General features: G+C 62.4%; 22 protein-coding genes. 9 read left to right on the forward strand and 13 right to left on the reverse strand.

Features of this window, described 5'->3' with window-relative positions; all coding sequences use genetic code 11:
- The first annotated feature begins 127 nt into the window (after window positions 1–127).
- The 3 genes from GTP46_RS20975 to GTP46_RS20985 are packed head-to-tail and all read left to right on the forward strand — an operon-like array spanning window position 128 to window position 5,899.
- Window positions 128–3,352, forward strand: coding sequence for an efflux RND transporter permease subunit (locus tag GTP46_RS20975; protein WP_161008567.1), 3,225 nt, complete (start codon window positions 128–130; stop codon window positions 3,350–3,352).
- Window positions 3,342–4,493, forward strand: coding sequence for an efflux RND transporter periplasmic adaptor subunit (locus GTP46_RS20980; RefSeq protein WP_161008568.1), 1,152 nt, complete (start codon window positions 3,342–3,344; stop codon window positions 4,491–4,493). Before GTP46_RS20975 ends, GTP46_RS20980 begins: the two co-directional genes overlap by 11 nt.
- Window positions 4,490–5,899: an efflux transporter outer membrane subunit gene (locus GTP46_RS20985; RefSeq protein ID WP_161008569.1), complete on the forward strand. Its 1,410-nt coding sequence runs from the start codon at window positions 4,490–4,492 to the stop codon at window positions 5,897–5,899. The genes GTP46_RS20980 and GTP46_RS20985 overlap by 4 nt, the downstream gene beginning before the upstream one ends.
- On the opposite strand, the gene GTP46_RS20990 is transcribed toward GTP46_RS20985, so the two are convergent.
- Complete coding sequence (locus tag GTP46_RS20990; protein WP_161008570.1) at window positions 5,900–6,181, reverse strand: DUF4351 domain-containing protein; 282 nt, start codon at window positions 6,179–6,181, stop codon at window positions 5,900–5,902. It abuts the gene before it with no gap.
- A gap of 252 nt (window positions 6,182–6,433) precedes the next feature.
- Here GTP46_RS20990 and GTP46_RS20995 point away from each other — a divergent pair, with 252 nt between their 5' ends.
- A complete protein-coding gene (locus GTP46_RS20995) occupies window positions 6,434–7,897 on the forward strand; it encodes an aldehyde dehydrogenase family protein (RefSeq protein WP_161008571.1) in 1,464 nt (487 codons plus the stop codon).
- A 3-nt stretch (window positions 7,898–7,900) separates the two neighbouring features.
- Here GTP46_RS20995 and GTP46_RS21000 read toward each other — a convergent pair whose 3' ends face one another.
- Window positions 7,901–9,643: a methyl-accepting chemotaxis protein gene (locus GTP46_RS21000; protein WP_161008572.1), complete on the reverse strand. Its 1,743-nt coding sequence runs from the start codon at window positions 9,641–9,643 to the stop codon at window positions 7,901–7,903.
- A 141-nt stretch (window positions 9,644–9,784) separates the two neighbouring features.
- Here GTP46_RS21000 and GTP46_RS21005 point away from each other — a divergent pair, with 141 nt between their 5' ends.
- From GTP46_RS21005 to GTP46_RS21010, 3 genes are all read left to right on the forward strand, one after another.
- The gene (locus GTP46_RS21005; RefSeq protein WP_161008573.1) at window positions 9,785–9,997 is read left to right on the forward strand and encodes an MFS transporter; all 213 of its coding nucleotides are present in this window, start codon (window positions 9,785–9,787) and stop codon (window positions 9,995–9,997) included.
- Window positions 9,994–10,194 carry a hypothetical protein gene (locus tag GTP46_RS29520; RefSeq protein ID WP_202414391.1) on the forward strand — a complete coding sequence of 67 codons (201 nt, stop codon included), beginning with the start codon at window positions 9,994–9,996 and terminating at the stop codon, window positions 10,192–10,194. The genes GTP46_RS21005 and GTP46_RS29520 overlap by 4 nt, the downstream gene beginning before the upstream one ends.
- 154 nt (window positions 10,195–10,348) lie before the next feature.
- Window positions 10,349–11,968, forward strand: coding sequence for a sensor domain-containing diguanylate cyclase (locus GTP46_RS21010; RefSeq protein ID WP_161008574.1), 1,620 nt, complete (start codon window positions 10,349–10,351; stop codon window positions 11,966–11,968).
- 41 nt (window positions 11,969–12,009) lie between these two features.
- Here GTP46_RS21010 and GTP46_RS30395 read toward each other — a convergent pair whose 3' ends face one another.
- The 11 genes from GTP46_RS30395 to GTP46_RS21060 all read right to left on the reverse strand — a co-directional run bounded on the left by GTP46_RS30395 (window position 12,010) and on the right by GTP46_RS21060 (window position 22,845).
- Window positions 12,010–12,246 (reverse strand): hypothetical protein, encoded by a 237-nt coding sequence (locus tag GTP46_RS30395; protein ID WP_229259042.1) that lies wholly within the window; start codon window positions 12,244–12,246, stop codon window positions 12,010–12,012.
- Between the two features lie 30 nt (window positions 12,247–12,276).
- Window positions 12,277–13,020, reverse strand: coding sequence for an ABC transporter permease (locus GTP46_RS21015; RefSeq protein WP_161008575.1), 744 nt, complete (start codon window positions 13,018–13,020; stop codon window positions 12,277–12,279).
- Window positions 13,017–14,072, reverse strand: coding sequence for an ABC transporter ATP-binding protein (locus tag GTP46_RS21020; protein ID WP_161008576.1), 1,056 nt, complete (start codon window positions 14,070–14,072; stop codon window positions 13,017–13,019). The genes GTP46_RS21015 and GTP46_RS21020 overlap by 4 nt, the downstream gene beginning before the upstream one ends.
- Complete coding sequence (locus GTP46_RS21025) at window positions 14,065–15,177, reverse strand: ABC transporter permease (RefSeq protein ID WP_161008577.1); 1,113 nt, start codon at window positions 15,175–15,177, stop codon at window positions 14,065–14,067. Before GTP46_RS21025 ends, GTP46_RS21020 begins: the two co-directional genes overlap by 8 nt.
- Window positions 15,174–16,088, reverse strand: a complete 915-nt coding sequence (locus GTP46_RS21030) for a glycine betaine ABC transporter substrate-binding protein (RefSeq protein ID WP_161008578.1) — start codon at window positions 16,086–16,088, stop codon at window positions 15,174–15,176. Before GTP46_RS21030 ends, GTP46_RS21025 begins: the two co-directional genes overlap by 4 nt.
- Window positions 16,088–18,340 (reverse strand): TonB-dependent receptor, encoded by a 2,253-nt coding sequence (locus GTP46_RS21035; RefSeq protein ID WP_161008579.1) that lies wholly within the window; start codon window positions 18,338–18,340, stop codon window positions 16,088–16,090. Before GTP46_RS21035 ends, GTP46_RS21030 begins: the two co-directional genes overlap by 1 nt.
- Before the next feature lie 87 nt (window positions 18,341–18,427).
- Entirely contained in the window at window positions 18,428–19,438 is a 1,011-nt protein-coding gene (locus GTP46_RS21040; protein WP_161008580.1) for a glycoside hydrolase family 53 protein, read from the reverse strand.
- Window positions 19,439–19,517: 79 nt separating this feature from the next.
- Entirely contained in the window at window positions 19,518–20,279 is a 762-nt protein-coding gene (locus tag GTP46_RS21045) for an ABC transporter permease (RefSeq protein ID WP_161008581.1), read from the reverse strand.
- 19 nt (window positions 20,280–20,298) lie between these two features.
- Window positions 20,299–21,081 carry an ABC transporter ATP-binding protein gene (locus GTP46_RS21050; protein WP_161008582.1) on the reverse strand — a complete coding sequence of 261 codons (783 nt, stop codon included), beginning with the start codon at window positions 21,079–21,081 and terminating at the stop codon, window positions 20,299–20,301.
- 25 nt (window positions 21,082–21,106) lie between these two features.
- Complete coding sequence (locus GTP46_RS21055; protein WP_371869716.1) at window positions 21,107–22,126, reverse strand: ABC transporter substrate-binding protein; 1,020 nt, start codon at window positions 22,124–22,126, stop codon at window positions 21,107–21,109.
- 20 nt (window positions 22,127–22,146) lie between these two features.
- On the reverse strand, window positions 22,147–22,845 hold the full coding sequence (locus GTP46_RS21060) for a GntR family transcriptional regulator (protein ID WP_161008584.1): 699 nt from the start codon (window positions 22,843–22,845) through the stop codon (window positions 22,147–22,149).
- 241 nt (window positions 22,846–23,086) lie between these two features.
- Between GTP46_RS21060 and mutS the strand changes: the two genes are divergently transcribed.
- Together mutS and GTP46_RS21070 are read left to right on the forward strand one after the other, a co-directional pair.
- Window positions 23,087–25,765 carry a DNA mismatch repair protein MutS gene (gene mutS / locus GTP46_RS21065; protein ID WP_161008585.1) on the forward strand — a complete coding sequence of 893 codons (2,679 nt, stop codon included), beginning with the start codon at window positions 23,087–23,089 and terminating at the stop codon, window positions 25,763–25,765.
- The gene (locus GTP46_RS21070) at window positions 25,762–26,718 is read left to right on the forward strand and encodes a hypothetical protein (protein WP_161008586.1); all 957 of its coding nucleotides are present in this window, start codon (window positions 25,762–25,764) and stop codon (window positions 26,716–26,718) included. Before mutS ends, GTP46_RS21070 begins: the two co-directional genes overlap by 4 nt.
- The last annotated feature ends 1 nt before the right edge of the window (window position 26,719 follow it).

The following is a 26,719-nucleotide window of genomic DNA, read 5'->3' on the forward strand; positions in this document are numbered from 1 at the left end:
GAAACACAGTGATACATGCCAGAAACAATTCTTAAGTCATTCATCACCATTAACCAGCTAGAATTATTCACTAATGTAGCATTCCATTGCGCTGCGATTCCGCCGCACCTGTCTCTAGGGGTAACCTTTGTTAATTGATATCGTCCGTGTGGCGCTCCGGCGTCCTTATACATTTGTGGTCATGGCCTTGCTGCTGCTGATCGCCGGTCCGCTGGCCGCGCTGCGCACGCCGACCGATATTTTCCCCGACATCAAAATCCCGGTGATTGCGGTGGCGTGGCAATACACCGGCCAGCCGCCCGACCAGATGGCCGGCCGCATCTCGACCCAGTTCCAGCGCGCGCTGACCACCACGGTCAACGACATTGAACACATCGAGGCCAATACCTACACCGGCGTCAGCATCGTGAAGATTTTCTTCCAGCCTGGCGTCAACGTGGCAGTGGCCAATGCACAGGTGACGGCAATCTCGCAGGCGCTGCTCAAGCAGATGCCAGCCGGTATCACCCCACCGCTGATCCTGAACTACAACGCCGCCACCGTGCCTATCCTGCAGGTAGCGCTATCGGGCAAGGGCCTGTCGGAACAGCAGCTGTCCGACCTCGGCACCAACACCGTGCGGACCCCGCTGGTCAGCGTGCCGGGCGCGGCGATCCCGCTGCCATACGGCGGCAAACAGCGCCAGGTGCAGATTGACGTTGATCCGGCCCTGCTGCAAGCACGCGGCCTGTCGGCGCAGGACATCGCCAACGCGCTGGCGGCGCAAAACGTGCTGACTCCGGTCGGCACGCAGAAAATCGATTCGCTTGAATACACCATCCAGCTGAACAGCGCACCATCGGCGATTGCTGATTTGGCGCGCCTGCCGGTGAAAGTCGTCAACGGCGCCACCATCTACCTCGGCGACATCGCCAACGTCCACGATGGCAACGCGCCGCAGACCAACGTGGTGCATGTGGACGGCAGCCGCTCGGTGCTGATGTCGGTACTGAAGAACGGCTCGGCCTCCACCCTGGCGATTGTCGACGGCGTGCGCGCCAAGATCGATACGCTGAAAGCCGGCTGGCCGGAAGCGCTGAAAGTCACGCCGATCAACGACCAGTCCGTGTTCGTGCGCGCCGCCATTAAAGGCGTGGCATCGGAAGGCGTGATTGCCGCCGCGCTGACCAGCCTGATGATCCTGCTGTTCCTCGGCAGCTGGCGCTCGACCATCATCATCGCGGTATCGATCCCGCTGTCGATTCTCGGTTCCATCATCGCCCTGTCGGCGATCGGCGAGACGCTCAACCTGATGACGCTGGGCGGCCTTGCGCTGGCAGTCGGTATCCTGGTGGACGATGCCACCGTGACCATCGAAAACATCAACTGGCACCTTGAACAAGGCAAGCCGGTGGAAGCCTCGATTCTCGACGGCGCCGCGCAGATCACCACCCCGGCCTTCGTGTCGCTGCTGTGTATCTGTATCGTGTTCGTGCCGATGTTCTTCCTCGACGGCGTGTCGCGTTTCCTGTTCGTGCCGATGGCTGAAGCGGTGATCTTCGCCATGATCTGCTCGTTCATCCTGTCGCGTACCTTGGTACCGACCATGGCCAACTACCTGCTGCTGCCGCACGACACTGGCGAGGGTCATGCTCACGCCCACGGCGGCCACGGCTCGCCTGCGCCATCGAGCAATCCGCTGGTGCGTTTCCAGCGCGCTTTCGAAGCCCGCTTCGAGCGCCTACGCGCTGGCTACTCCAATCTGCTGGAATCGGCGGTCGCCAACCGCAGCAAGTTCATCATCGGCTTCATGGTGGTGGTGCTGGCTTCGTTCTCGATGGTGCCTTTCCTGGGTAGTAACTTCTTCCCGTCGGTGGACTCCGGCCAGGTACTGATCCACGTGCGCGTGCCGGTCGGCACCCGTATCGAAGAAACCGCAGCCCGCTTCGCCCGCATCGAGCAAACCATCCGCCGTGTGATTCCATCGGAGGAAATCGTCACGCTGACCGACAACATCGGCATGCCAGCCAGCTCGATCAACGTCACCTACAACAACACCGGCATGATGGGCACGCAGGATGGCGACTTCCAGATCGCCCTCAGCGAAGAGCACCAGCCAACCGCCGAGTACGTGCGCAAGCTGCGCAAGGTGTTGCCGGAAGAATTCCCGGACACTACTTTCTCGTTCCCGCCGGCCGACATCGTCTCGCAGATCCTGAACTTCGGTTCGCCCGCGCCGATTGATGTGCAAATTCGCGGCGCCAAGATTGGCGACAACTACGTCTACGCCGAGAAGCTGCTGAAGCGCCTCAAGGCGATTCCGGGCGTGGCCGATGCGCGCATCCAGCAATCGAACAAGGCGCCGGTGTTCAACGTCGACGTCGACCGTACACAGGCGCAGCAGCTGGGCCTGACCACGCGCGACATCACCAACAGTATGGTGGTCAACCTGGCAGGTTCCTCGCAGGTGGCGCCGACCTTCTGGCTGAATCCGGCCAACGGCGTCAGCTACCCGATCGTGATGCAAACGCCGCAGCCGCAGCTGGATTCGCTGTCGGCACTGGCTAACCTGCCGGTCGGTAACGGCGCTACCACCGGCACCGCAACGCTGGGCGGCGTGGCGCGCTTCGAGCGCAGCACTTCTGCGGCGCTGATCAGCCAGTACGACATCCAGCCGATGGTGCAGATTTACGCCACCACGCAGGACCGTGACCTCGGCGCCGTCGCCAAGGACATCAACAAGGCCCTGGAAGAAACCAAGGCCGACCTGCCAAAAGGTACGACCGTGCAGATGCTGGGCCAGGTCAAGACCATGGACCGCGCCTTTGCCGGCCTGCTGTTCGGCCTGCTCGGCGCAGTGGTGCTGATCTACCTGCTGATCGTGGTGAACTTCCAGTCGTGGCTGGACCCGGCGGTGATCGTGTCGGCGCTGCCTGCGGCGCTGGCCGGCATCGTGTGGATGCTGTTTGCGACCAATACCACCTTGTCGGTACCAGCCCTGACCGGCGCCATCATGTGCATGGGCGTGGCCACCGCCAACTCGGTGCTGGTGATTTCCTTCGCCCGTGAACGCCTCGATGAACTGGGCGACGCCACCAAAGCGGCGCTGGAAGCTGGCTCGGTCCGCTTCCGTCCGGTACTGATGACCGCCCTGTCCATGGTCATCGGCATGCTGCCGATGGCGCTGGGCCTGGGCGATGGCGGCGAACAAAATGCGCCGCTGGGCCGCGCCGTGATTGGCGGCCTGATTTTTGCGACCACCGCTACCTTGCTGTTTGTGCCGGTGGTGTTCAGCCTGGTGCACAAAAAGCATGCGCCTAAAACGAAACCTAACGACCAACCTATTTCCGGAGCACCTGTCCATGCCATCTAACACTCAACGTATGGGTCGCAAGCCGCTGGCCCTGGGTCTGATCGCCATTGCCGTCGCGCTGGTCGCGGCCGGCGTCGTGAGCCGCCGCTCGCAAGCGTCGCAAGTCAAGGAAGCCAGCACGCCAGTGGTGCCGCTGGTCAGCGTGCTGGCCGTGGGCCAGTCCAACAGCGCGTCGCTGGAACTGCCGGCCCGCATCGAACCGTGGGCGCGTGCGCCGATCTACGCCCGCGTCAGCGGCTACCTGAAAAACTGGAACGTCGACATCGGCGCGCCGGTCAAATCGGGCCAGACTTTGGCCGATATCGAAACGCCGGATCTCGACCAGCAGCTGCTGCAAGCGAAAGCCGAACTGGCCACCGCGCGCAGCAACCTGACGCTGGCGGCCAGCACCGCCAAGCGCTGGCAAGGCCTGCTGGCGGCGGACGCCGTCTCGCACCAGGAAGCCGATGAGAAGGCCGGCGACCTGGCGGCCAAGCAGTCGGCCGTCAATGCCATGCAGGCAAATGTGGACCGGGTACAGGCGCTGCAGCGCTACACCCGTTTGGTGGCGCCGTTTGATGGCGTGATCACGGCGCGAAATACCGATGTCGGTGCGCTGATCAACGTCGGCGGCGCTGTGGGCAGCGAGCTGTTCGTGGTATCCGATATCAGCCGCCTGCGCGTGTATGTCAACGTGCCGCAGCGTCAAGTTGCTGCCATCAAGGTTGGCGACAAGGCTGAGCTGAGCGTGCCTGAACGTCCGGGCAAGACCTTCACTGCCACCGTGCAGTCGCTGTCGCAGGCCATCAACGCCAGTTCCGGCGCCATGCTGGTGCAGCTGACCGTGCAGAACGATAACCGCGAACTGCTGCCGGGCGGCTATGCTTCGATCCACTTCGACGCGCCGCTGGCCAGCAGCGCCCTGAGCATCCCGCCAAGCGCGCTGATCTTCAACAAGGGCGGCACGCAAGTGGCTACCTTGGGCAAGGATAACCACGTGGTGCTGAAGCAGATCACCGTCGGGCGTGACTTGGGCAACGCGCTGGAAGTCGCTTCCGGCATCGACCACAACGACCAGGTGATCGCCAATCCACCGGACGGCGTGGCGACCGGCGACGCCGTCCGCGTGGCCGCAGCCAACACTGCAAAGGGCAAGCTGTGAAGATCCTCTACGCCACGACCTTAGCACTGGCGCTGGCCGCGTGCGCGCAAGCGCCGGTGCAGCAGCCGCCTGCCGTGCCGCTGGCCGACAGCTTCCGCGAGGTTCCTGCCGGCTGGGCCTCGGCTAACGCCCAGGCACCACTGCTGCCCGCCGACTGGTGGACCATGTACCGCGATCCGCAACTGGATCAGCTGGAGCAGCAGCTGATCGCCAACAGCCCGGACCTGGCCAGCGCGCTGGCGCGCTACAAGCAGGCGCAAGCCGCAACCGGCGTGCTGCGGGCGGCGGAATCGCCGACGCTGGGTGCGTCGCTGAACGGCCAGCGCATCCGCCAGTCCGATTTGAAGCCGCTGCGCGGCGCGACCTCGCCGGCCGAGTACAACAGCGGCACGCTGCAGTTCGACCTTGGCTATGAGGTGGATTTGTGGGGCCGCATCAGCAAGCAAGTCAGCGCTGGTGTGGCGCAAGAACGCGCGGCCAACGCCGACCTGGCTGCGGCCCGCCTGTCGCTGCAGATTCAACTGGCCGATACCCTGCTGGCCCTGCGCGGCGCCGATGCCGATATCAAGCTGCTGCGCGATACCGAAGCGGCCTATAAACGCCAGGCTGATCTGGTCACCCAGCGCCACGACGGCGGCACCGCGTCCGGGCTCGACCTGGCGCGCGCGCAGACGCAGGTGGAATCGACCCGCTCCATGCTGCGCCAGCGCCAAGCACAGCGCGACGTGCAGGAACACGCGATTGCGGCTTTGGTTGGCGCCAGCGCCTCCAGTTTCAAACTGGAAGCGGCTGACACCAGCGCCAGCTTCACGGCGCCGGTGGTGCCAGTCGGCGTGCCATCGCTGCTGCTGCAACGCCGTCCCGATATCGCCGCTGCGGCGCTGCGCGTGGCCGCTGCCAGCGACCAGCTTGGCGTGGCACGCACGGCGCTGTTCCCATCGCTGACGCTGGGCACCAGCGCAGGCGTCCAGAGCAGTGACTTCGGCCGCTTCGCGCAAGCCTCCAACCTGTTCTGGGCAGTCGGTCCGACATTGGCCGTGAGCTTGCTGGACGGTGGCCGCCGCAAGGCGCAAATCGCCGGTGCGGAGGCCGTGCTGGACGAAGCCGGCCAGCGTTACCGCTCGGTGGTGCTGACCGCCTTCCAGCAAGTGGAAGACCAGCTGACGCTGCTGAACAACTACAACGAAGCCGCGCAATCCGACCATCGGGCTGCCGATGCCGCCGGCCGTGCGCTGGATCTGGCCAAGAAACGTTACGACCAGGGCGCCGCCAGCTATCTGGAAGTGGTGACCGCGCAAACCGCCTACCTGCAATCGCGCCGCAGCGAGCTGGACCTGACCACCCGCTACCGCCAGGCCGGCGTGCAGCTGGTGAAAGCCATCGGCGGCGGCTGGTCGGCAAGCTAATTATCTGAAAACCTGCCGGAGCGACTGCGCAGCCACCAGCGCGTCGCTCCAGGCTTCCAATTGCTCCAAGCTGGCCTTGTCCAACCGTTTGTGGACGGTTTGCGGCAACGGACCGAAACGCTGCGTCAACAACCGCTCCAACAGCACAACCGCCCCTTCTACGCGGCCTTGCTCCAGTCCTTGCGCCAAGCCCTCTTGCCTGCCTTGTGCCAAGCCCTGCTTGATGCCTTTTTTAATGCCATCGTCGAGAAACATTTGCTCCAACGGGTTGAGCAGTTTCATATCGCGCTCCTTTTGCATGCGAAGAACGGCCTGCCAATAACGCCGCTGATACGACTCTGGCAAGACCATCATCCAGTTGACCACACGATCTGGGCGCTGAGGGCTGGAAAATAAAAGTTCAGGAAGGGATGGAAAGCATGCGTCATCGCGATTTTCCAAGGCACGTCGTGGCGGACTTTTTAGAGGGAATCAGCCAAACCTGGTCGTGGCAATCATGCTACGCTTGCTCTTCCAATAATAAGGAGAGCCTGCATGAACCAGCCACGCGACTTGTTTGCTGCCCCGGCCAACGCCACCCCGGAGACGATCCACGCCGCCTTCGCAGCACAATTACCGACCGCCCTGCACTGGCGCGAGTCGACCGCCGCCGAGCGCCTCACCCGCATCAAACGCCTGCGCGACGCCATCCTGGCGCGCCGCGAAGCGATCTACGCCGCATTTGAAAAAGACTTCCGCAAGCCGCCCGCTGAAGTAGAAGCGTCCGAACTGCTGCCGGTACTGGACGAAATCCGCCACGTGCTTGGACGCCTGAAACGTTGGATGAAGCCGCACAAAGTCTGGCCGACCAGCACCATGTTGGGCACCTCGGCCAAGGTCCAGTACCAGCCGCGCGGCCGCGTGCTGATCATCGCGCCGTGGAATTATCCGTTCAGCCTGTGCCTCGCGCCGCTGGTGTCGGCGCTGGCGGCGGGCAACACCGCCATCATCAAGCCGTCCGAAATGACGCCGGCCGTCTCGGCATTGCTGGTGGAACTGATCGCCGATGTATTTCCGCCAGACGAAGTGGCGATCTTCGAAGGCGCCGCCGCGACTTCGCAAGCGCTGCTGGCCCTGCCCTTCGACCACATTTTCTTCACCGGCTCCCCTGCCGTCGGCAAGCTGGTGATGGCCGCCGCTGCGCAGCACCTCACCAGCGTGACGCTGGAGCTGGGCGGCAAATCGCCCACCATCGTCGACCAGACGGCCGACCTCAAGCTGGCTGCCGAAACCATCATGTGGGGCAAGTTCATCAACAACGGCCAGACCTGCGTGGCGCCCGATCACGTGTACGTGCACGAAACTGTGAAAGACGCCTTCGTCAGCGCTTGCCGCACCGTGCTGCAAGCGCGCTATGGCGCCAATGACGCGCAACAGAAGCAGAGCCCGGACCTGGCGCGCATCGTCAACCTGCGTCACACGCAGCGGTTAGCAGGCTTGCTGCAGGATGCGGTGCAGCGCGGCGCGCGCGTCAGCTGCGGTGGCGTGGTGGACGAAGCCGCGCACTACATCGCGCCAACCTTGCTGGAACAAATACCGGCCGATGCCGAGATCATGTCAGAGGAGATTTTCGGCCCGCTGCTGCCCATCATTTCATACAGCGAGCTGGATCAGGTCATCGCCGCCATCAACGCCGCACCGAAGCCGCTGGCCCTGTACATCTGGAGCCGCAACGAAGGCCATATCGGCAAGGTCATGCAGCGCACCAGTTCGGGCGGCGCGTGCGTCAACCACTGCGTGGCGCATTTCGCGCACGGCAACTTGCCGTTTGGCGGCGTGAATAATTCGGGGATAGGCAATGCGCACGGCGAGTTTGGTTTCAAGGCCTTCTCGCACGAGCGCGCGGTGCTGCGCTCGTCGCCGATCATGACCATCAAACTGTTCTTCCCGCCGTACACGGCCAAGCGCAACTACATCATCCGCAAAGTGGTGGATATGCTGCGCTTGCCGATGCTGTAAGGGTCAGAACTCTTCCCACTCGTCGTTGCGGTCAGCCGCCGCCTTGGGCGTTGGCCGCGCGGCGGCTGGCTTGGCAGCGGCACGTGCTGCGGGTTTCGCCGCCGGCCGGGCGGCTGGTTTCGCGGCCAGCTTCAAGGCCGGCTGCGCTGCCGGCGCTGCTGCGAGCGGTGCACGGGCCGGCGCCCGCAGCGCCGCACTACCACCAGCAATCTGGAACACCGCCACCATCTCGGCCAGCTTGACGGCCTGCTCCTGCATCGCCTGCGACGCTGCCGCCGCCTGCTCCACCAGCGCCGCATTCTGCTGCGTGACGTTGTCCATCTCCGCCACCGCCGTGTTGATCTGCTCGATGCCGATTTCCTGCTCGCGTCCGGCGGAGCTGATCTCGCTGATGATGTCGGTCACACGCCGCACGCTGGTGACGATCTCTTCCATCGTCGCTCCGGCCTCGTTGACCAGCGCACTGCCGCTGCCGACCTTCTCCACCGAATCCGTAATCAGCGCCTTAATGTCCTTGGCCGCAGCAGCTGAGCGCTGCGCCAGGTTACGCACCTCGGTCGCCACCACCGCAAAGCCGCGGCCCTGCTCGCCGGCACGCGCCGCTTCCACCGCCGCATTCAGCGCCAGGATATTGGTCTGGAACGCAATGCCATCAATCACCCCGATAATGTCGGCAATCTTGTCGGATGATTGGGTGATCGAGCCCATGGTATCGATCACGCGCGTCACCAGCTCGCCGCCCTTGACCGCAATATCGGACGCTGACACCGCCAGCGCATTGGCTTGCCGGGCGTTGTCCGAGTTCTGTTTCACGGTCGAGGTCAGCTCTTCCAGCGACGATGCCGTCTCCTCCAGGTTGGCGGCCTGCTGCTCAGTGCGGCGCGACAGGTCGAGGTTACCGGCCGCGATCTCGCTGCTGGCGGTGGCGATGGCGTCGCTGCCCTCGCGCACGCTGCGCACCGTGCCGGCCAGGCGTTCCTGCATCTGCTGCAAGCCTTCCATCATCTCGCCCATCTCATCCTTGCGGCCCAGTTCGATGTTGTTGGCAAGGTTACCGTTGGCCATCGCATGGAAATGCGAGCGCGCCTGGTCCAGCGGCTCCATCACCGCCCGCAACAGCAGCCAGCCGGAGATAGCGGCCAGCACGATACCGATGACGATGGTGACAATCGCCAAGGTCATACTGCGCTGGTAAGCAGACTGGCTTTGCTCATACTGCTCTGCGGTCGAGCTCAGCTGGTAGGTCGAAAGTTTTTCCGATGCCTCCGTGTAGATCCGGAACAGGCGCGTGACTTCGCTCAGCATCAGTCGGTCGCTCTCCGTCTTGTCCTTGTTGTTGAGCGCCTTGATGGCCGCTTGCAGGCCGTCCTTGAGCAGGGCCTGGCGCGCCGTCTCGACCTGGTCGGCCAGCGCCTTCTCGCCGTCGCCAAACGGCAGGGCCAGGTAGCTCTTCCAGAACTTCTCATTCCCGTCGATGAAATCCTGCGCGCGTTTCAACGTTTCCTGCACATTGGCCGCATCCGGGCTCAGAGCCACGCGGTCGAGCGACAGGCGGGCGCGGTCAATCTGGATCTGGGCTTCGTAGATGGCCTTCATCGAGACCATCGAATTGGAGTACACGTCGCGTAGCACGTCGTTGGAATTACTCAGCGCCAGCAAGCCGCGCGCGCCGATGAAGATGATGAGGACTCCCAGCAGCGCCATGGTGGCGATCAGCCGGGTACGGATAGTCAGGTTTGCAAACATGAAGTCTCCCGGTGTTATTGTGATACGGCATGCCCAGCTTAACGCAGTAATTTCGAAAATCCCAGTAAAAATGCTTTTTGTCTAGAGACTGGCGTGGCACATTCGCCTATGCTAAGCAGTCCGACTATAGAAAGCAAAGCAATGGAGACAAAACAACCAGCGGCGGAACGCCCATGGTTGATCGTGGTGCTGCTGTCACTGGGCCTGATGATTTCCTTTATCGACCGTACCAGCCTGTCGTCGGCGCTGGCCGACCAGGGCTTTGTACGTGAATTCGGCTTGAACAGCGTCGAGCGCGGCTGGCTGAATGCGGCCTTCTTCTGGGGGCGCCGATCGGGGCCTGGATCATCGTGAACCATTCGTGGCAGAAGATGTTTGTTGCCACCGGGCTGGCGGCGCTGGCTGAATGGGCCGCGGATCGGCTGATCGCGCGCGGCAGCTATGAACTGCCGATGCAAGCCATCTTCATCTTCCTCCTGCTCGGCGCCACCAGTACCATCATCCTGTTTCGCCGCAAGTGGGCGCCGAAGGTGCTGACCGCATTGTTGTGATGTTTTAATGGTGTACAAAACAACAACATCTCTCTCGATTTTCCGCAACTAGCAAAAGCGAGGGTGCGAAAGCACGATTGCTGTGCACGAATCTGCTTATCACAGCAACTGCGCTATACTGGATCTCCCAAGAGCTGCGGGTGAGGAGACATCCATGCGGCCGGTTTCCAGCATCTTTTTCAGCTTCAAATTCAAGATCACCACGCTGGTGATTGCGTTGGTGTTGTTTGCCGGCATAGGCTCCGGCGGCATCTCGCTGCTGATTGCGGAATCGGAACTGCGGCAAGTCATCGCCCGGCTGGAGCTCTCCCTGTTGAACGGCGCCGCCGTCTTCATCGACAACGACCTGCAAAACAAGCGCCAGCTGCTCAAATCCCTGACCGAAGAAATCGCGGTGCACGGCGTCGCGCTGGGGCAAGTGCAGGGCCTGCTGGAAAACCACGAGTCATTGCGCGAAGCTTTCTTCAACGTCAACGCCTTCGACCTCGATGGCAACCTGGTCGCCAGCCTGCACGACCGTCGCGCCAAGTGGGTCAACATCGCCGAGCGCAAGTATTTCCAGGACACGATACGGCTGCAGGAAGGCGTGATTTCCGCACCGTTCAAAAGCACCCTGTCTGGCCAGCCGGTGGTGGTGCTGACGCAGCCGCTGCGCGACAACGATGGCAAGCTGGTCGGCATCCTGCTCGGTGCGATCGATTTGCTGCGGCCCTCGTTCTCGGCCCAGCTGGACGCCTTGCGCGCCGGCGCCGACGGCTACCTGTTCATCGTCACCGACGGCGGCGTGACGGTGCACCACCCGGACAAAAACCGCATCCTCGAAAAAAGCGACGACCAGCCCGGCACGCTGGTGGAAGCGGCCCTGCGCAGCCCTGAAGGCTGGGAAGACGGCATCCTCGACGACGGCGTGCCGGTGCTGCTGGTGCACAAGCACTTGCGCGAGGCCGATTGGACCATAGGCCTGTCGTATCCGGTGCGTAGCGCTTTCTCCTCCATGCTGAACGTGCGCCTGCGCGCGTTGCTGGGGGCGGCAATCCTGACCTGCGTGGCCGGCCTGTTCGGCTGGGCCATCACCAAAGACCTGTTACGGCCTTTGCGCCGGCTGCATCGGCATGTGGAAGACATCAGCGCTGGCCGCGCCCACATCAATGTATTCGACGTCGCACGCAAGGATGAATTTGGCCATCTGAGCCGCGCCTTCTATGCCTTGTCACAGCGGCGCGAACAGGCCGAGGTGGAGCTGCACCGGCTGGCCACCACCGACGTGCTGACCGGCTTGAATAACCGGCGCATGTTCGACAGCTTCCTGCCGCAGGCGCTGGCGCGCGCCGCGCGCTCGGGGCAGCCGGTGGGCTTGGCGATACTCGATATCGATCACTTCAAGGCGATCAACGATACGCTGGGCCATCCGGCCGGCGACCAGGTGCTGGTCGAATTCGCGCGCCGCCTGACAGGCGCGGTGCGCACTACCGACACGGTGGCCCGATTGGCGGGCGATGAATTTGTGATCGTGTTCGAGCAGCTGTCATCTGCCAATGAGATGGATGTACTGGGCGAGAAGATCCTCGCCGCCATGCGCGCGCCGTTCAGTCTCGGCACGCAGTTGCGCGAGGTGCAGACCAGCGTCGGCATCGCCGTCACCATCAACGCCACAGCCACGGCAGAAGAAGTGATGCGCGCTGCCGACCAGGCCCTGTACGGCGTGAAGGCGGCCGGCCGCAATGGCTATGCCGTCAATCCCGTCGGCGCCGAGCGCGTGGTGCGCGTGCGCTGACGGGACCTATTGCCATTCGGTTCTTGGGGTTTGCTTTTGACTTATCGCAGCGTGATGCCTGATTTTTCTTCGATGCGGTAGATGCTGGCGTCAGCCTGGATGATGGCGGTAACGGCTGCGATATCAGGCGCCAGGATGCGGTCTTCGCCGTACACGTCGTCCAGCGGCGCACCGAGGCCGGTGTTAATGCCGTAAGCTCGCACACCGTCCGCCACCACGCGATCAACGATACGCCGCGCCCAGCGCCAGCGGGGCGCCCTTGGCAACCGGCGCCACATCGCGCCAATCCGGAACACGCTGGTCGAGCGTTACCAAGCGCGCCACGGGGTCAGTTTGCGCTGGAGGACGCGCATGCTGTAGTCGCTGCACAGTGCCAGCAAGGCCACGGCCAGCGCGCCTTCCGTCACTTGCGATTCATTGTCCACCGCCAGCCCGGAGACGATCGGCGTGCCAAGACTAACACCGCCGGTGATCGGCGCCAGCGATGCCGTCGCCACCGACAGAATCAGGCTGGTACGCACGCCGGCCAGCATACCGGGTAGCGCCAGCGGCAACTCCACGGTGAACAATTGCCGCCACTGCCCCATGCCGATGCCCTCGGCGGCGCGGCGCACGTCGGCGTCGATTTCACGCCAGCCCGTGAGCGTAGCCTGCACCGTTGGCATCAGACCGTAGGTAAACAACGCCACCATCATCGCCTGCGGGCCGAAACCGACGATCGGTGTAGCGAGAAACAGCACCGCCACCGGTGGCAGCGTCTGGCCGATGGTCGCGGTGTTGGCGATCAGCGGCAGCAAAGGCTTGCCGGCGGTGCGCGTCGCCAGGATGGCCAGCGGCACGCCAAGCGCAATCACGCCGGCCATCGCGGCCAGCACAATCAGCACGTGGCTCTGCGCCGCTTCCAGCAGCGAGATACGTTCATAAAGCACCGGCTGATCCGGGCCGGCCAGCGGTGCAAGCAGCGCGCGCCACCAGTCCTCGCGGCTGTAGATCCACCACAACGCCGGCCAGCAAAGCAGCGCCAGCGACGCCTCAATCCGCGCCCGCGTCATGCCGCCAACGCCCGGCCGCTCGACGCAGCATCGCCTGCGTATGTGGCCGCCTGCGCTGCAGCAGCGACGGCTGCTCGTGCGGCACCGGCCGTAGATGCCGTGCCGCCCAGCCTCAGATCGGCCAGCGTTACTTGTCCGACTACGTGGCCTGCTTCATCGGTCACTGCCAGCTGCTGCTGGCCGCCCAGCAGCCTGCTCAACGCAGTGCGGGCGCCGGTGTGCAGCGGTACGCTGGCTGCGCCTGCCGACAGCGCAGCGACTGCGGCGGCGACACTAACCGCATCCCTGCGCGCGAAGTCCGCCACACTGTAGCGCGCCAAACGGCGCAAGGCCGGCTCCTGGCCAAAGAACTGCGCCACAAACGCGTCCGCCGGCTGGCGCAACAAGGTATCCGGATCGCCGTACTGCACCACCGCGCCATCGCGCAGCAGGCATATCTTGTCGGCCAGGCGGATCGCCTCATCGATATCATGCGTGACAAATAAAATCGTCTTGCGTACATCACGCTGGATGCGCAACAGCTCCTCCTGTAACTGTTCACGCGTGATCGGATCGACCGCGCTGAATGGTTCATCCATCAGCAACAGCGCTGGATCCGCCGCCAGCGCGCGCGCAATGCCCACCCGCTGCTGCTGCCCACCCGACAATTGCCCTGGATAGCGCGCGCCAAACTTGTGCGGATCGAGCCGCACCAGCTCCAGCATCTCATCCGCGCGGCGCAGGCGCTTGGCCTTGTCCCACCCCAGTAGCTGCGGCACCACCGCCACGTTCTCGCGCACCGTCATGTGCGGGAACAGGCCCACGTTCTGGATCACATAGCCAATCGAACGACGCAGCAACACTGGATCGCTCTCCAGCACATTGAGGCCATCAATGATGATCTGGCCGGCACTCGGCTCCGTCATGCGATTCACCGTGCGCAGCAAAGTCGACTTGCCGCAGCCCGATGGTCCGATCAGCACCACCAACTCGCCACGTGCGATATCGAGATTGACCTGATTCAGCGCCGTCACGCTGCCATAATGTTTTTCGATGCCACGCAAATTAATCATGCTGTCCCCTCTTCAAACTCCACGCCAGCAAACGCATGACCGCATCGGCGCTGAACGCCAGCACCACCACTGGCAAAGATCCCAGTAACACCAGGTCTGGCACCGCCTGCTCCGTACCGCGCAACAGGAAGTAGCCAAGGCCTCCTGCATTCACCAGCACCGCCACCGTCGCAAGGCCAATCAGCATCAGCATCGCACCACGCACGCCTTCAACAAAGAACGGCGCCGCCAGCGGCAACTCAACATGCCAGAACTTCTGCCACGCGCTCATTCCCACGCCGCGCGCTGCGTCCAGCATGGCCGATGGCACAGAAGTCAATCCGGTATGTGTGTTCACCACCACGGGCCACAAGCCATACAGCACCATCGCAAGAATCGCCGGTTTGGCGCCCAGTCCCAGCACCGGCAGCAGCAATCCAAACAACGCAATCGACGGAATGGTTTGCAGCAGGCCGGTAAAGCCCAGCAGCACACTCTCAAACGCCTTCTTGCGTACTGCCAGCAAGCCGATGCCAGCGCCAAAAATCATGGCCGGCGGCAGCGCAGCCGCCACCAGCAGCAAGTGCTGCACCAGCTCTTCGTGGAAAATATCGGCAGCCATCTGGTACTCCATCACCACGCCCAGATGCTGATACGGTGCGATCCACGCCAACAACGCCAGCGCCGCCAAAGGCAACGCCAGCCAGCGCGGCGCTTCGGCATACAAGGCGAAGGCGCCGATGTACACCGCCGCCAGCGTGCCCCAGGCACCGCCGGCAATGGCAAAGCGCGCCCACTCCTGCGTGCCCAGATGCGCTGCCGCGCCCCACGTCAACGCCGCATAGCCAGCCGACGCAGCCCACGCCAGCGACAGCGCCAACGCAGGTGCGCGCAAGCGGCCCCGCGCCAGACCCACGGCCAATGCCAGCAACAGCCAGCCACCAGCCGCCAATGCAGCCCAGTGGCCACCCAGGGCGAATACGGTCAACTCATCGCCATCCGGCGCAACGCGGTTGGCGTGCAGCGATACCAAGGGCCACTGCAAGGACAGCAAACCAATCAGCACAGCAAATAGCGCGATGGCATTGGGACGCCCCGCGACCGGCAATGGAAATACGGCGCTCATTTGAGGAATCCTTTCTCGCGCAGGTATTTTTCCGCCACCTTGGTTCCCGGCTCACCGCCCACCACGATGCGGGCGTTCAGGCGCGATAGCGTGGCCGTATCCAGCGTGGCGAAAATCGGCTCAACAATGGCCGGAACAGACGGATATTTTTTCAGCGTCTCGCTGCGTATCGTCAGCAAGGGCTGGTAAATGTCGGCGGCAGCGCCGGTGTCGTTGAGGCCCACGAGGCCCATGGCTGCCAGCTGTCCATCAGTGCTGTACGACATGGCCGCATTGGCGCCGCTGGTGCCACGTGCGGCGGCCGATTCGGTCTGCGCAGTGTTACCGCCAGGGAGGATAATCAGCTGCGATGGCGTCAGCTTGAAACCATACGCATGTTCGAAAGCCTTCAAGCCATCGGCACGGTCAACAAACTCCTGGCTGACTACCACCTTGAACGGCTTTCCTGCATTGATGTAAGTAGCCAACTGCGGCAGCGAGGTAATCCCCGCCGCTGCCGACAACTTGGCGGGAATCGCAAATCCATACGTGACATTGGCCGGCGCAGGCTTGAGCCAAACGATGCGGTTCTGCGCCAGGTCCGCCGCCGCACCGGCCGCGTAGCCACGGGCAGGATCGCGGAAGGTGCCTGGTTCAAAGCGCACGTTCTTGATCAGGTAAGGTGCATTGCCGGTGTACTCGGGATAGACGTCGATCTCCCCGGCCAGCAGGGCCTTGCGCACCACCTGCGTGGCGCCGGTGCCGCACTTCTCCACCACCTTGATGCCATGCGCTTTCAACGCCAACGACACCAAAGGGCACAGCAAAGCACCCTCGGTGTCGATCTTCGAGCCGACGGTGATGGCGCCTTCCGTGGCCGCCATCACCGACGCAGGCAACAGCAGCAGCGCAGCTGTCGCCCAGGTTTTCATCAGAAACGTGCCTTCACACGCACACCCACCGTACGAGGACGAATCATGTACAGATTGTCGCCCGGCTGGATTGCGATGGTGTTGGTGGTGACATCGCTGATCTTGGCGCCGTTGGTCAGGTTGGTGCCGAACAGGCCGAATTCATACAGGCCGGTTTTGTAGATTGCGGTGGCGTTCACGGTGTTCGACGATGGAATACGCGAGTAGCTGCCCTGCGATGCCGCGAAGTTGGTGAACGACTCGCCACGGTAAGCATAGTTGGCCGACAGCGCAATCTCCTCAGCACCTGCCAACGGAATGCTGTAGTTGGCGACCACGGTTGCAGCAACCCTAGGCGAGTACGGCACGCGTGCATCTTCCGGAATATTCTGCGCGGCGATACCGGTCACCACTTTCTCGGCAGCGTAAGCGTGGTTGAAGGTTGCACTCACACCCACCGACGCCTGGCGCGAGATTTTGAAGAAGCTCTCCAGTTCCACACCTTCGCTGCGGATCTTGCCGGCGTTCTGCGTGAAGTAGTAGGTGCAAGGCAGCTTGTTGAAGACTTGTACATCCTTCCACTTGATCAGGTAAGCGCTGGCGTTGAAGGTCACGCGGCGATCAAACAGCGTGTTCTTGGAACCGGCTTCGAAGTTCCACAGGCTGTCCGGTTCAAAGGTCGACGGCGCATTCTGGCCGCAGAAATCGAATGGCACCGGCTGATTGTTACCACCATAGCGGAAGCCCTTGCCCACCGATGCGTACAGCGTGTGATCGGTATCGAGTCGGTAAGCAGCAGCGAAGCGCGGGTTGGCGCCCTTGGAAGTCTCGCTGGAGTTGCTGGTCTCCGGGATGCTGCTCTGCGGTTTGGCCGGCGTAGAGTTGAACAGGTTACCAAACAAGCCGCTGAACTTCAGGTCGAAGTCCTGCGTGCCACGGAACAGGCGCAGGCCGGCGGTCAGGTCCAGCTTATCCCACACGGTGTAGGTAGCTTCAGCAAACAGCGCGGCTTCTTTCGAGTCGATGTTCTGCGTTCCCGAGAAGTAGTCATCCGCCGTGAAGGCGTTGTCGTTCAGGTGCGAGTTATAGCCGGGGAAGTTCTTCGCTGCGGCAAAGCGCGCATCGAAGCCGGGCGTAGGCTGGTCCTGGCGCAGATCGCGTTTACCTTGGGTGTAGAAGGCACCGGCGGTCCACTTCAGCGGGCCACCCTCTTTCGACTGCAGGCGGAACTCCTGCGCGAAGTTGGTGATAGCGTTGCCGATCACGTAGGACGAAGCGATCAACGGCGGCTGGCTGCCGAAGATGAAGGCAGTAGCCTTGTACTGACCGGAGTTGATGTACAGCGTGTCGCGATGCAGGTAGGAGCTGGACGAGACCAGGTTCGCTACGCCAGCATCGTAGTTCAGCGTCAGGTTATACAGCTGCAGGCTGTCCTTGCTGGCTTGCTGGATCAACGAGGTGGTGGTGTACGGCGCCAGTTGCGAGTAGGCGTCGTTGATGCCACCCTTGACGTTGGAAGCAGTGATGCTGGCGTCGATCAGCAAGTCCGGCGTAGCACGCAGGCGTGCGGCGACGCGGCCCTGGTTGGTCGAAGTGGCGTTGTCGGTCTTGCCGTTGGCTTGATTGAGGACGTAACCGGAATCGTTACCACTGTAGCCCGTCAAACGCAGCGCCAGGACATTATCCTTGACCGGCACGTTGACGGTGCCGCGCAGGTTGTAGTTGGTGCCGCCGAATTTGGAAGTCTGCGAGCCGACTGCTTCCACCGCGCCAAAGAAATCGTTGAACTCCGGCTTCTTGGTAATCTGGCGCACGGTGCCGGCCATGGCGCCCGCGCCGTACAGCGTGCCTTGCGGGCCTTGCAGCACTTCGATACGTTCCAGGTCCAGCACTTTCAGATCGGGATTGCCGGACTTCAGGGTCACGGGCAGTTCGTCGATGTACACCGCCACCAGCGATGCATCCTGCACTTCGGACGGCACAATGCCGCGCACCACCAGGCCGCGGATCGTGATGTTGTTGACGCCAGGGCCCTGCTCTTGCAGCGAGATGGCGGGAACCAGATTGGCAATATCGCTCAGGGAGCCCTGGCCGTATTTAGTCAGGTTATCCGGCTTGATGACCGTGATCGCGGCCGGCACTTGCTGCACGTCGACCGCGCCGGTGCGGGTCGCGGTCACTTCCACTTTTTCGATCTTGTCCGAGGTGCTGTCCTGCGCTTGCGCCGCTACGAATACGCCAGCAATCGCCAGCGCCATCAAATGCTTATTCATCCCGCTCCTTCTGTGATTGTTTTTTAGCCGATACTAAAAAGTATATACAAATGGCCAATCACTGAAAACGAAGATAAATAATTTTCTTTATAAGGAATCTAAGAATGCATCCATGGCCTTGGTCGGACGGCCGTCTTCACCCCACGCGCTCAACTCGTAGTGGCTCCAACTGCGGGCGCCCTGCGGTTCCCAGTAAATGACGCCCAGTCCTTTATGCTCCGGCACCGCCTGCACCTTGCGCTGCACGGCACGCAACATGTCGTAAGTGTTTTGCGGTTTCGAGTCCTCGCCGCCGACTTCCACCACCATCACTTCCTTGCCATAGCGTGCGGCCATGTCGTTCAGGTTGTCGCCGAGAGCGTCGATGGACTGGGTGTAGTCAGGGCGGCCGTCTAGCCAGTAAGGGTAGTAGGAGACGCCGATAACGTCATACCGGGCGCCGTTGGCTTTGGCGTTATCGAACCAGGTACGGAACCAGGCGTTGTCCTGGCCGCGATCCAGATGCAGCACGACTTTGGACGTCGGGCTGACGGCCTTGACTGCATCGTAGCCTTGGTTAATCAGTTGCGCCAGTTGCGGCCAGTTGTCGGTGTGGCCTTCCGGGTAAATCATGCCGGTGCGCGTTTCGTTGCCGACCTGTACCCACTCCGGCGTAACGCCGGCCTTCTTCAGCGCGCTCATCACGTCATAGGTGTGGGCGTAGACGTCTTTTTGCAGTTGCGCGAAGTCGTGACCGATCCATGCGGCGGGCTTGCGCTGCTGTTGCGGATCAGCCCAGCTGTCGCTGTAATGAAAATTGATCATCACGCGCATGCCCATCTTCTGCGCGCGCACCGCCATGGCGACGGTTTCGTCCTTGCTATTGTGGCCGCTGGCCTTGTCGTCGGACGGATGCACCCACGTGCGCAAGCGCACCGTGTTAATGCCGTGGTCCTTGAGGATCTGCAGCAGGTCTTGCTGTTTGCCCTGCTGGTTGAGGAATTTATAGCCAGTGGCTTCCATTTGCGGCAGCCAGCCGACATCCGCGCCTTTAACAAACGTCTCCGCGCCGGCGGGCAAGGCAAGTGCCACCATCAGCGCCATCAATATTTTTTTCATGCCGCCATCCTAGCCGAAAGCCGGGGTGGGTAGGCATGAGGAAAACAGGTCAACCCATGCCCTTTCGATATACCCGCCTTCAAGCGTTGCCGCGGTGGGCCCAGGCGGTGGTGCGTTTTTCGACAATGGCGAATAGTTCGTACATGGCCATGGCCATGGCGCCGATCACCATCAGGCCGGCGAAGGCCAGCGGCATTTTCATCGACGAACCGGCTGATACCAGCAGGTAGCCAATGCCCTCGTTAGCGGCACTCATTTCCGACACGGTCGAGCCGACAAAAGCCAGTGTGATCGCCACTTTCAGCGAGGCGAAGAAGTACGGCATGGAGCGCGGCAGGCCAATCTTCAGCAGCACATCCATCCGGCGCGCGCCCAGCACACGCAACACGTCTTCCAGCTCCGGCTCCAGCGTCGCCAGCCCGGTGGCGATGTTGACCATGATGGGGAAGAAGGAAATCAGGAAGGCCGTCAGGATCGCCGGCCCCACGCCGATGCCGAACCACACCACCAGCACCGGCACAAACGCCGCTTTGGGCAGCGCGTTAAACGCCGTCATCAGCGGATAGGCGGCCGCATACAGTAGCGGCGAAGAGCCGATCAGGAAGCCCAGCGCCAGGCCCACCACCACGGCAATCGCAAAGCCCACCATCGTGACCCAATAGGTACGCCACGCATGTTCGGCAATCGGCCCGGCGTATTCCACCAGCGACTGCACAATCGCATACGGACTCGGGAAGATAAATTCGGAAACGGAAAACACGCTGCAAATCAGCTGCCACACGATCACGATCGCAATCAGCAGCGCCCACGGCGCAAAGGTTTTGACGGCTTTGTTATTCATGCTCTTTCCTGTGAGGCGATCAGCTGCTGCGCACGCGGCCGATATGCCCGCGTAATTCGTGCACCAGTTCGTTGAACGGTTCGGTGTAGGTCACTTCCAGCTCGCGCGGCTGCGCCAGCGGATTTTCCTTGCGCGCGACGATGCGGCCAGGCCGCTTGCTCATCACGTAGATGGTATCGGCCAGGAAGGCGGCCTCGCGCAGATCGTGCGTCACCAGGATGACGTTGAACTGGCGTTCGGTCCACAAGTCACGCAGCACGCACCACAGCTCTTCGCGCGTGAACGCATCGAGCGCGCCGAACGGTTCGTCCAGCAGCAGCATCTTGGGCTCGTGGATCAGCGCACGGCAAATCGATGCGCGCTGCTGCATGCCACCTGACAGCTGCCATGGATATTTGTCAGCATAGCCATCCAAACCCACGGTCTTGAGCAGCTTCAGCGCGCGCTGCACGTACTGCTCGCGCTCGCGCTTGAAGTTGCTGCGATACGGTTCGACGATCTCCAGCGGCAGCAGCACATTCTCCAGCGTGGTGCGCCACGGCAGCAAGGTCGGCGCCTGGAACGCCATGCCGACGAACTTCAGCGGACCGGTCACCGGCTGGCCGGCGATGGTCACGCTGCCCTTGGTCGGCGGCTTGAGGCCGGTGGCCAGTTTCATGAAGGTGGACTTGCCGCAGCCGGACGGGCCGACGATGGCGATGAACTCACCGGGCCGCGTTTGCAGCGTGATGTCTTCCACCGCGAACTCGTTGTCCTTGTAGGCGAGGAAGACATTTTGGAAATCGACGAATAATTCAGACATGGGTCACTTAGTTGTCACTTAGTTGTCACTTAGGGAAAACGGTCAGCTCGGCTTTGGATGGCAGGTAGGAATCATTCCAAACCACTTTAGGATCGACGCGGTTCTTGGTGGCGTAGGCATCGGACACTTGCGAGGCCATCAGCGCCAGGCGCGACGGCGACACCTGACCGAAACCTTCAGCGCGCGCATTCGGCGTGGCAACGGCGTCGGCAATCGCCATCTTCAGGCGGCGCAGCTCCAGCTTTTCATCGATCAGGCCATCGCGCTCCTTGATTGCCTTGACGGCGGCTTCCGGATTGGCCATCACATCCTTGGCAGCCTTGGCGAAGGCGCGCAGGAAGGCTTTCACGACTTCTGGCTTCTGCTTGGCGAAAGCGTCGGAGACGATGATGGCGTTGCCGTACAGTTTGACGCCGTAGTTCGGGTACTGCAGCATCACCACGTCCTCATCCTTGACGCCACGCGCGTTCAGGTTCAGCAGCGAGGTGAAGGTGAAGCCGGTGATGGCATCCACATCGCCGCGCAGCAGCATGGTTTCGCGCAGCGGCGGGTCCATGCTGGTGAAAGGCGACTTGGCCGGATCCAGCTTGTTAGCCTTGGCGAACACCGGATAAGCGCGGCGGCCGGCATCAAACACCGGGGAGCCCAGCTTCTTGCAGATCAGGTCGGCCGGCGTCTTGATGCCGGATTTTTTCAGCGCCAGGATGGCAGCCGGTGTGTCGTTGTAGACCATCATCACGGCCAGCGGTTTGCTTGGCGCGGTCGGATTGTTGGCGCTGAATTCCATCAGCGCGGCCATGTCGGCAAAGCCCATATCGTAGGTGCCGGAAGCCACGCGGTTGACCGCGTTGGCCGAGCCACTGCCGGCATCGATGGTCACGTCCAACTTCTCCTCGGCGAAGTAGCCCTTGCTTTTGGCGACCAGGAAGAAGGCCGATGGGCCTTCGAAACGCCAGTCGAGCTGAAACTTGATTTTCTCCTGCGCCAGCGCAGGCAAAGCCAGCATGCACAAGGCGAGACTGATCGTTGCTGTGATTTTCTTCATTTGCATCCTCAGTGTGGTGGTTAGATTTTTCCCAGCGCGACGCGCAGGTCGAAGCGGTGTGACGGACGGTCCAGCAGGCGGCAGGCGCACTGGCCGAGGTGATGCATCATTTCCTCGTGGGCCTTGGCGTGATTCTTCTTCTCGAGCGCATCAAGCACGGCGGCATGTTCATCAAACGAGCATGGCTGCTGCGCGCCCGGATTGGTGGCGGAGATCAGCAAGGTGGTGCGCGAGACCAGGCGTCTCAATGCCTGCACCACCAGCGCATTGCCGGCCAGCCTGGCCAGTTCGATATGGAATTCGGCGGACAGGCGTATCCACTGCGGGCGGTCGCCGCGCATATAGGCGTCGCGCTCGCGGGCGACCAGCTCGCGCAAGGCGGCGAAATCGGACTTGCGGGTTTTGTCGATGAGCTTGTGCATGACCAGCGCTTCCAGCGCCTGGCGCAGCTCGAACATTTCGTTGGCTTCCTCGTCGCTGGGGCTGGCGATGTAGGCACCGCGGTTGCGTTCGATATCGACCAGGCCATCGGCGGCCAGCTTGGCCAGCACGCGGCGCACGCTGTGGCGCGCGAGGCCGTAGATCTCGCCCAGGCCCTCCTCCGTCAGCTTGGTGCCGGCCGGCAGGCGATGCTCCATGATCGCATCATAGATTTCGAGATACATCCGGTCTTCAGGCGGATCGTCCTTGGGAACAGCAATGAGTTTCGGCTTAGGCATGACACCAGTCCAGCAACAACTGTGCCAACCATGCAATATGATTGTCAACAATCGCTTACGCCAGTTGTCACCAACCTGTGCTACGAAATATCACCAATTTGATGCGAACATGCACCACCATGGTCCATGACAGGGCAACCCTTCGGGCAGGACTGAGCAAATAAAACTGCGAATTATTCAGTGTGACGGCCGAAAGCGGTAAAATATCAGGTTAATTAATGCACCACTTTTATCAGATCCAATGACCACCGTCCCGAACGAAATCAACGCCGCAGCCGTCAAGAACAGCCCCACCGAAAAGCTCACCCCGATGATGCAGCAATACATGGGCATCAAAAGCCAGCACCCGGACATGCTGGTCTTTTACCGCATGGGCGATTTCTATGAGCTGTTCCATGAGGACGCAGAAAAGGCGGCGCGCATTCTCGGCATTACGCTGACGGCACGCGGTACCTCGGGCGGTCAACCAATCAAGATGTGCGGCGTGCCATTCCATTCGCTGGAAGGCTATCTCGCCAAACTGGTGAAGATCGGCGAGTCCTGCGCGATCTGCGAACAAATCGGCGATCCCGCCACCAGCAAAGGCCCGGTCGAACGCAAGGTGATGCGCGTGGTCACGCCAGGCACGCTGACGGATGCCGACCTGCTGCCGGAAAAATCGGAACGTCCATTGCTCGCGCTGTGCATCATCAGCCAGCGCAAGGTGGCCACTGCCGGTCTGGCGTGGCTGTCGCTGGCCAGCGGCGCGCTGCGCTTGATGGAGTTCTCGGGCGATGCGCACACGGTCAACTCGCGCATCCAGCAAGAACTGGAACGCATATCGCCAGCCGAGATCCTGCGCGGCGACAACGGCGAGCTGTTTGAAGAGTACACGGCCTGCCACGTCAATCACGTCCCTGAATGGCACTTCGATGTGGTCAGCGGCCACAAAGCGCTGCTGGATCAACTGGCTGTCTCCACGCTGACCGGTTTCGGCGCCGATGGTTTGGGCGCTGCGTTTGGCGCGGCCGGTGCGCTGCTGCGCTACGCACAGTCGACGCAAGGCCGCGGCCTGCAGCACGTGCGCACGCTGACCACTGAAACGGAAAATGAATTCATCGGTCTCGATGCCGCTACCCGTCGCAATCTCGAACTGACCGAGACCATACGCGGCCAGGAATCGCCGACGCTGTTCTCGCTGCTGGACCACTGCCGCACGGCGATGGGCTCGCGCTTACTGCGCCACTGGTTGCACCACGCGCGCCGCGACCAGAACACGGCACGCTCGCGTCACGAAGCTATCGCCGCGCTGGCGCAGGCCGATGCCACCGGTAGCCTATCCCACACGCTGGCGCAGGTGCCGGATATCGAACGTATCACTACGCGTATCGCACTGCTGTCGGCGCGCCCTCGCGACCTCGCCAGCCTGCGTGACGGTCTGCAGCAACTGCCAGCGCTGCGTCACGGCATGCAGCGTACGCTGACCGATGCACATGGTCTGCTGGCCGGCATCCACGCCGATCTCGCCACGCCGGAAGGCTGCCTCGATCTGCTGCAACGCGCAGTACTGCCTGAACCTTCGGTGATGGTACGCGACGGCGGCGTGATCGCACGCGGCTTCGATGCGGAACTGGACGAGCTGCGCGGCCTGTCGGAAAACGCTGGCCAGTACCTGGTCGATCTGGAGACCCGCGAACGCGCCCGCACCGGCATTACCAATCTGCGCGTCGAGTATAACAAGGTGCACGGTTTCTACATCGAAGTCACCAACGGCCAGGCTACCAAAGTGCCGGACGATTACCGCCGCCGCCAGACGCTGAAGAACTGCGAGCGTTACATCACGCCGGAACTGAAGGCGTTTGAAGACAAGGCGCTGTCGGCACAAGACCGCGCCCTCGCCCGCGAGAAGATGCTGTACGAGCAGCTGCTGGGCGACCTCGCACCGTTCATCGGTACACTGCAATTGATCGCCAAGGCGCTGGCGCAGCTGGACACGCTGACCGCCCTCACCGACCACGCGCTGCGCCACAACTGGTGCGCGCCGGAGCTGGTGGCGACGCCGTGCATCAACATCAAGGAAGGCCGCCACCCGGTGGTGGAGAACCAGATCGAGCGCTTCATCGCCAACGATTGCCGCTTCGTCGACGAACGCCGCCTGCTGCTGATTACCGGTCCTAACATGGGCGGTAAATCGACCTTCATGCGCCAGGTGGCTTTGATTACGCTGCTGGCCTACATGGGCAGCTACGTGCCAGCACAAAGTGCTGTCATCGGTCCGATCGACCGCATCTTTACCCGCATCGGCGCCACCGACGATCTGGCAGGCGGCCGCTCGACCTTCATGGTGGAGATGACCGAAGCTGCAGCGATCCTGAACGGCGCCACCGAACACTCGCTGGTGCTGATGGACGAAATCGGCCGTGGCACGTCGACCTTCGACGGCCTGGCGCTGGCGTGGGCGATTGCGCGCCATCTGATTGAGACCAGCCGCAGCTTCTCGCTGTTCGCGACCCACTACTTCGAACTGACGCAGCTGCCGGACAATCATCCTACGGCCAGCAATGTGCACCTGTCGGCGGTGGAACATAAGGACACCATCGTGTTCCTGCACGCGGTGCAGGACGGCCCAGCGTCGCAGAGCTATGGTCTGCAAGTGGCGCAACTGGCCGGTGTACCGCAGCCGGTGATCAAGGCCGCGCGCAAGCACCTGGCACGCCTTGAAGCGCAGGCGCTGGACGCCACGCCGCAGCTGGATTTGTTTGCCGCGCCGTCGGTCGACGCCAATGATGAAGAGATCGAAGCGCCAGCAGCTAGCACCAGTCCCGCCATGCGCGAGCTGCTCGATGCGCTCGACGACCTGGATCCGGATGCGCTGACGCCGCGCGAAGCGCTGGACCGCCTGTATCAGCTGAAACGCCTGACGGAATCGGCACAGGCATGATGCGCGCCGCGCGCCGCCTGCTGTGCATCGCCCTCGCCGCGACAACGGTAACGGCGCATGCGGCAGCGCCGCTGCCGGCGCGGGAATTCCAGTTCTCTGTCATCGGTCATCCGCTTCAACAAGGCCGCGATGAAGCAGCGCTCAAGCGCGCGATTGCCGAGGCGTCGCAAGCCGATTCCGCTTTCGTGGTCGCCACCGGCATCAAGGCAGCCAGCGAACCTTGTAGCGACAAGCTTTACGCCCAGCGTCACGCAGTGCTCAATGAATCTGCGCAGCCGATGATCGTCTCGCTGGCCGGCAGCGACTGGAGTGCATGCATCAACTCCGCCGGCCGCTCCAGCGCCATCGAACGCCTGAACCGCTTGCGCGAGCTGTTTTATGTGGACGGCGAATCGCTGGGTACGCGCCATCTGGCGCTCACGCGCCTGTCCTCCAGCGCCAAGTTCCGCAGCTACGCGGAGAACGCGCACTGGGAATACAACAAGGTGCTGTTCGCAACCATCAACCTCCCTGCCAACAACAACCACTTCCGCGCCGAGGCAGGCCGCAACAGCGAGTTTGAAGACCGCCTGGTCGCCAATCGCGCATGGCTGCATCGCCTGTTCACGCTGGCGGAGCGGCAGAAGATGCACGGCATCGTGCTGTTCTCGGACGGCGATCCCGGCGTGACGGCGGAAGAAGGCTTCTCGCTGCTACCGAGCTTCCGCACCAAGCAGGATGGCTTTGCCGAAGTGCGCAAAAAAATTCGCACGCTGGCAGAAAAGTACAAGGGGAAGGTGCTGCTGATCGACGCACAACGCGGCGCAGCGGCTGGGGGAGATGCGGCGGCCATTCAATGGCGCGACAATGTGGGGCATCTGCACATGACCGCTGATTGGGCCGAAGTGCGTGTGACGCCCGGCGCCGCCGCCCTCTTCTCTATCAAGGGCGGCAGCGCCGAAGCGCCGCAGTAAA

The organism is Duganella flavida, from assembly GCF_009857445.1.
Taxonomy (GTDB): Bacteria; Pseudomonadota; Gammaproteobacteria; order Burkholderiales; family Burkholderiaceae_D; genus Rugamonas; species Rugamonas flavida.

Excerpts from the sequence above, each read along its gene's own strand:
- GTP46_RS20980 (WP_161008568.1), top strand. The coding sequence starts at position 3,342 with ATGCCATCTAACACTCAACGTATGGGTCGCAAGCCGCTGGCCCTGGGT.
- GTP46_RS20990 (WP_161008570.1), bottom strand. The coding sequence starts at position 6,181 with ATGAAACTGCTCAACCCGTTGGAGCAAATGTTTCTCGACGATGGCATT.
- GTP46_RS20995 (WP_161008571.1), top strand. The coding sequence starts at position 6,434 with ATGAACCAGCCACGCGACTTGTTTGCTGCCCCGGCCAACGCCACCCCG.
- GTP46_RS21000 (WP_161008572.1), bottom strand. The coding sequence starts at position 9,643 with ATGTTTGCAAACCTGACTATCCGTACCCGGCTGATCGCCACCATGGCG.
- GTP46_RS21005 (WP_161008573.1), top strand. The coding sequence starts at position 9,785 with ATGGAGACAAAACAACCAGCGGCGGAACGCCCATGGTTGATCGTGGTG.
- GTP46_RS21010 (WP_161008574.1), top strand. The coding sequence starts at position 10,349 with ATGCGGCCGGTTTCCAGCATCTTTTTCAGCTTCAAATTCAAGATCACC.
- GTP46_RS30395 (WP_229259042.1), bottom strand. The coding sequence starts at position 12,246 with ATGTGGCGCCGGTTGCCAAGGGCGCCCCGCTGGCGCTGGGCGCGGCGT.
- GTP46_RS21015 (WP_161008575.1), bottom strand. The coding sequence starts at position 13,020 with ATGACGCGGGCGCGGATTGAGGCGTCGCTGGCGCTGCTTTGCTGGCCG.
- GTP46_RS21020 (WP_161008576.1), bottom strand. The coding sequence starts at position 14,072 with ATGATTAATTTGCGTGGCATCGAAAAACATTATGGCAGCGTGACGGCG.
- GTP46_RS21025 (WP_161008577.1), bottom strand. The coding sequence starts at position 15,177 with ATGAGCGCCGTATTTCCATTGCCGGTCGCGGGGCGTCCCAATGCCATC.
- GTP46_RS21030 (WP_161008578.1), bottom strand. The coding sequence starts at position 16,088 with ATGAAAACCTGGGCGACAGCTGCGCTGCTGCTGTTGCCTGCGTCGGTG.
- GTP46_RS21035 (WP_161008579.1), bottom strand. The coding sequence starts at position 18,340 with ATGAATAAGCATTTGATGGCGCTGGCGATTGCTGGCGTATTCGTAGCG.
- GTP46_RS21040 (WP_161008580.1), bottom strand. The coding sequence starts at position 19,438 with ATGAAAAAAATATTGATGGCGCTGATGGTGGCACTTGCCTTGCCCGCC.
- GTP46_RS21045 (WP_161008581.1), bottom strand. The coding sequence starts at position 20,279 with ATGAATAACAAAGCCGTCAAAACCTTTGCGCCGTGGGCGCTGCTGATT.
- GTP46_RS21050 (WP_161008582.1), bottom strand. The coding sequence starts at position 21,081 with ATGTCTGAATTATTCGTCGATTTCCAAAATGTCTTCCTCGCCTACAAG.
- GTP46_RS21055 (WP_371869716.1), bottom strand. The coding sequence starts at position 22,126 with ATGAAGAAAATCACAGCAACGATCAGTCTCGCCTTGTGCATGCTGGCT.
- GTP46_RS21060 (WP_161008584.1), bottom strand. The coding sequence starts at position 22,845 with ATGCCTAAGCCGAAACTCATTGCTGTTCCCAAGGACGATCCGCCTGAA.
- mutS (WP_161008585.1), top strand. The coding sequence starts at position 23,087 with ATGACCACCGTCCCGAACGAAATCAACGCCGCAGCCGTCAAGAACAGC.
- GTP46_RS21070 (WP_161008586.1), top strand. The coding sequence starts at position 25,762 with ATGATGCGCGCCGCGCGCCGCCTGCTGTGCATCGCCCTCGCCGCGACA.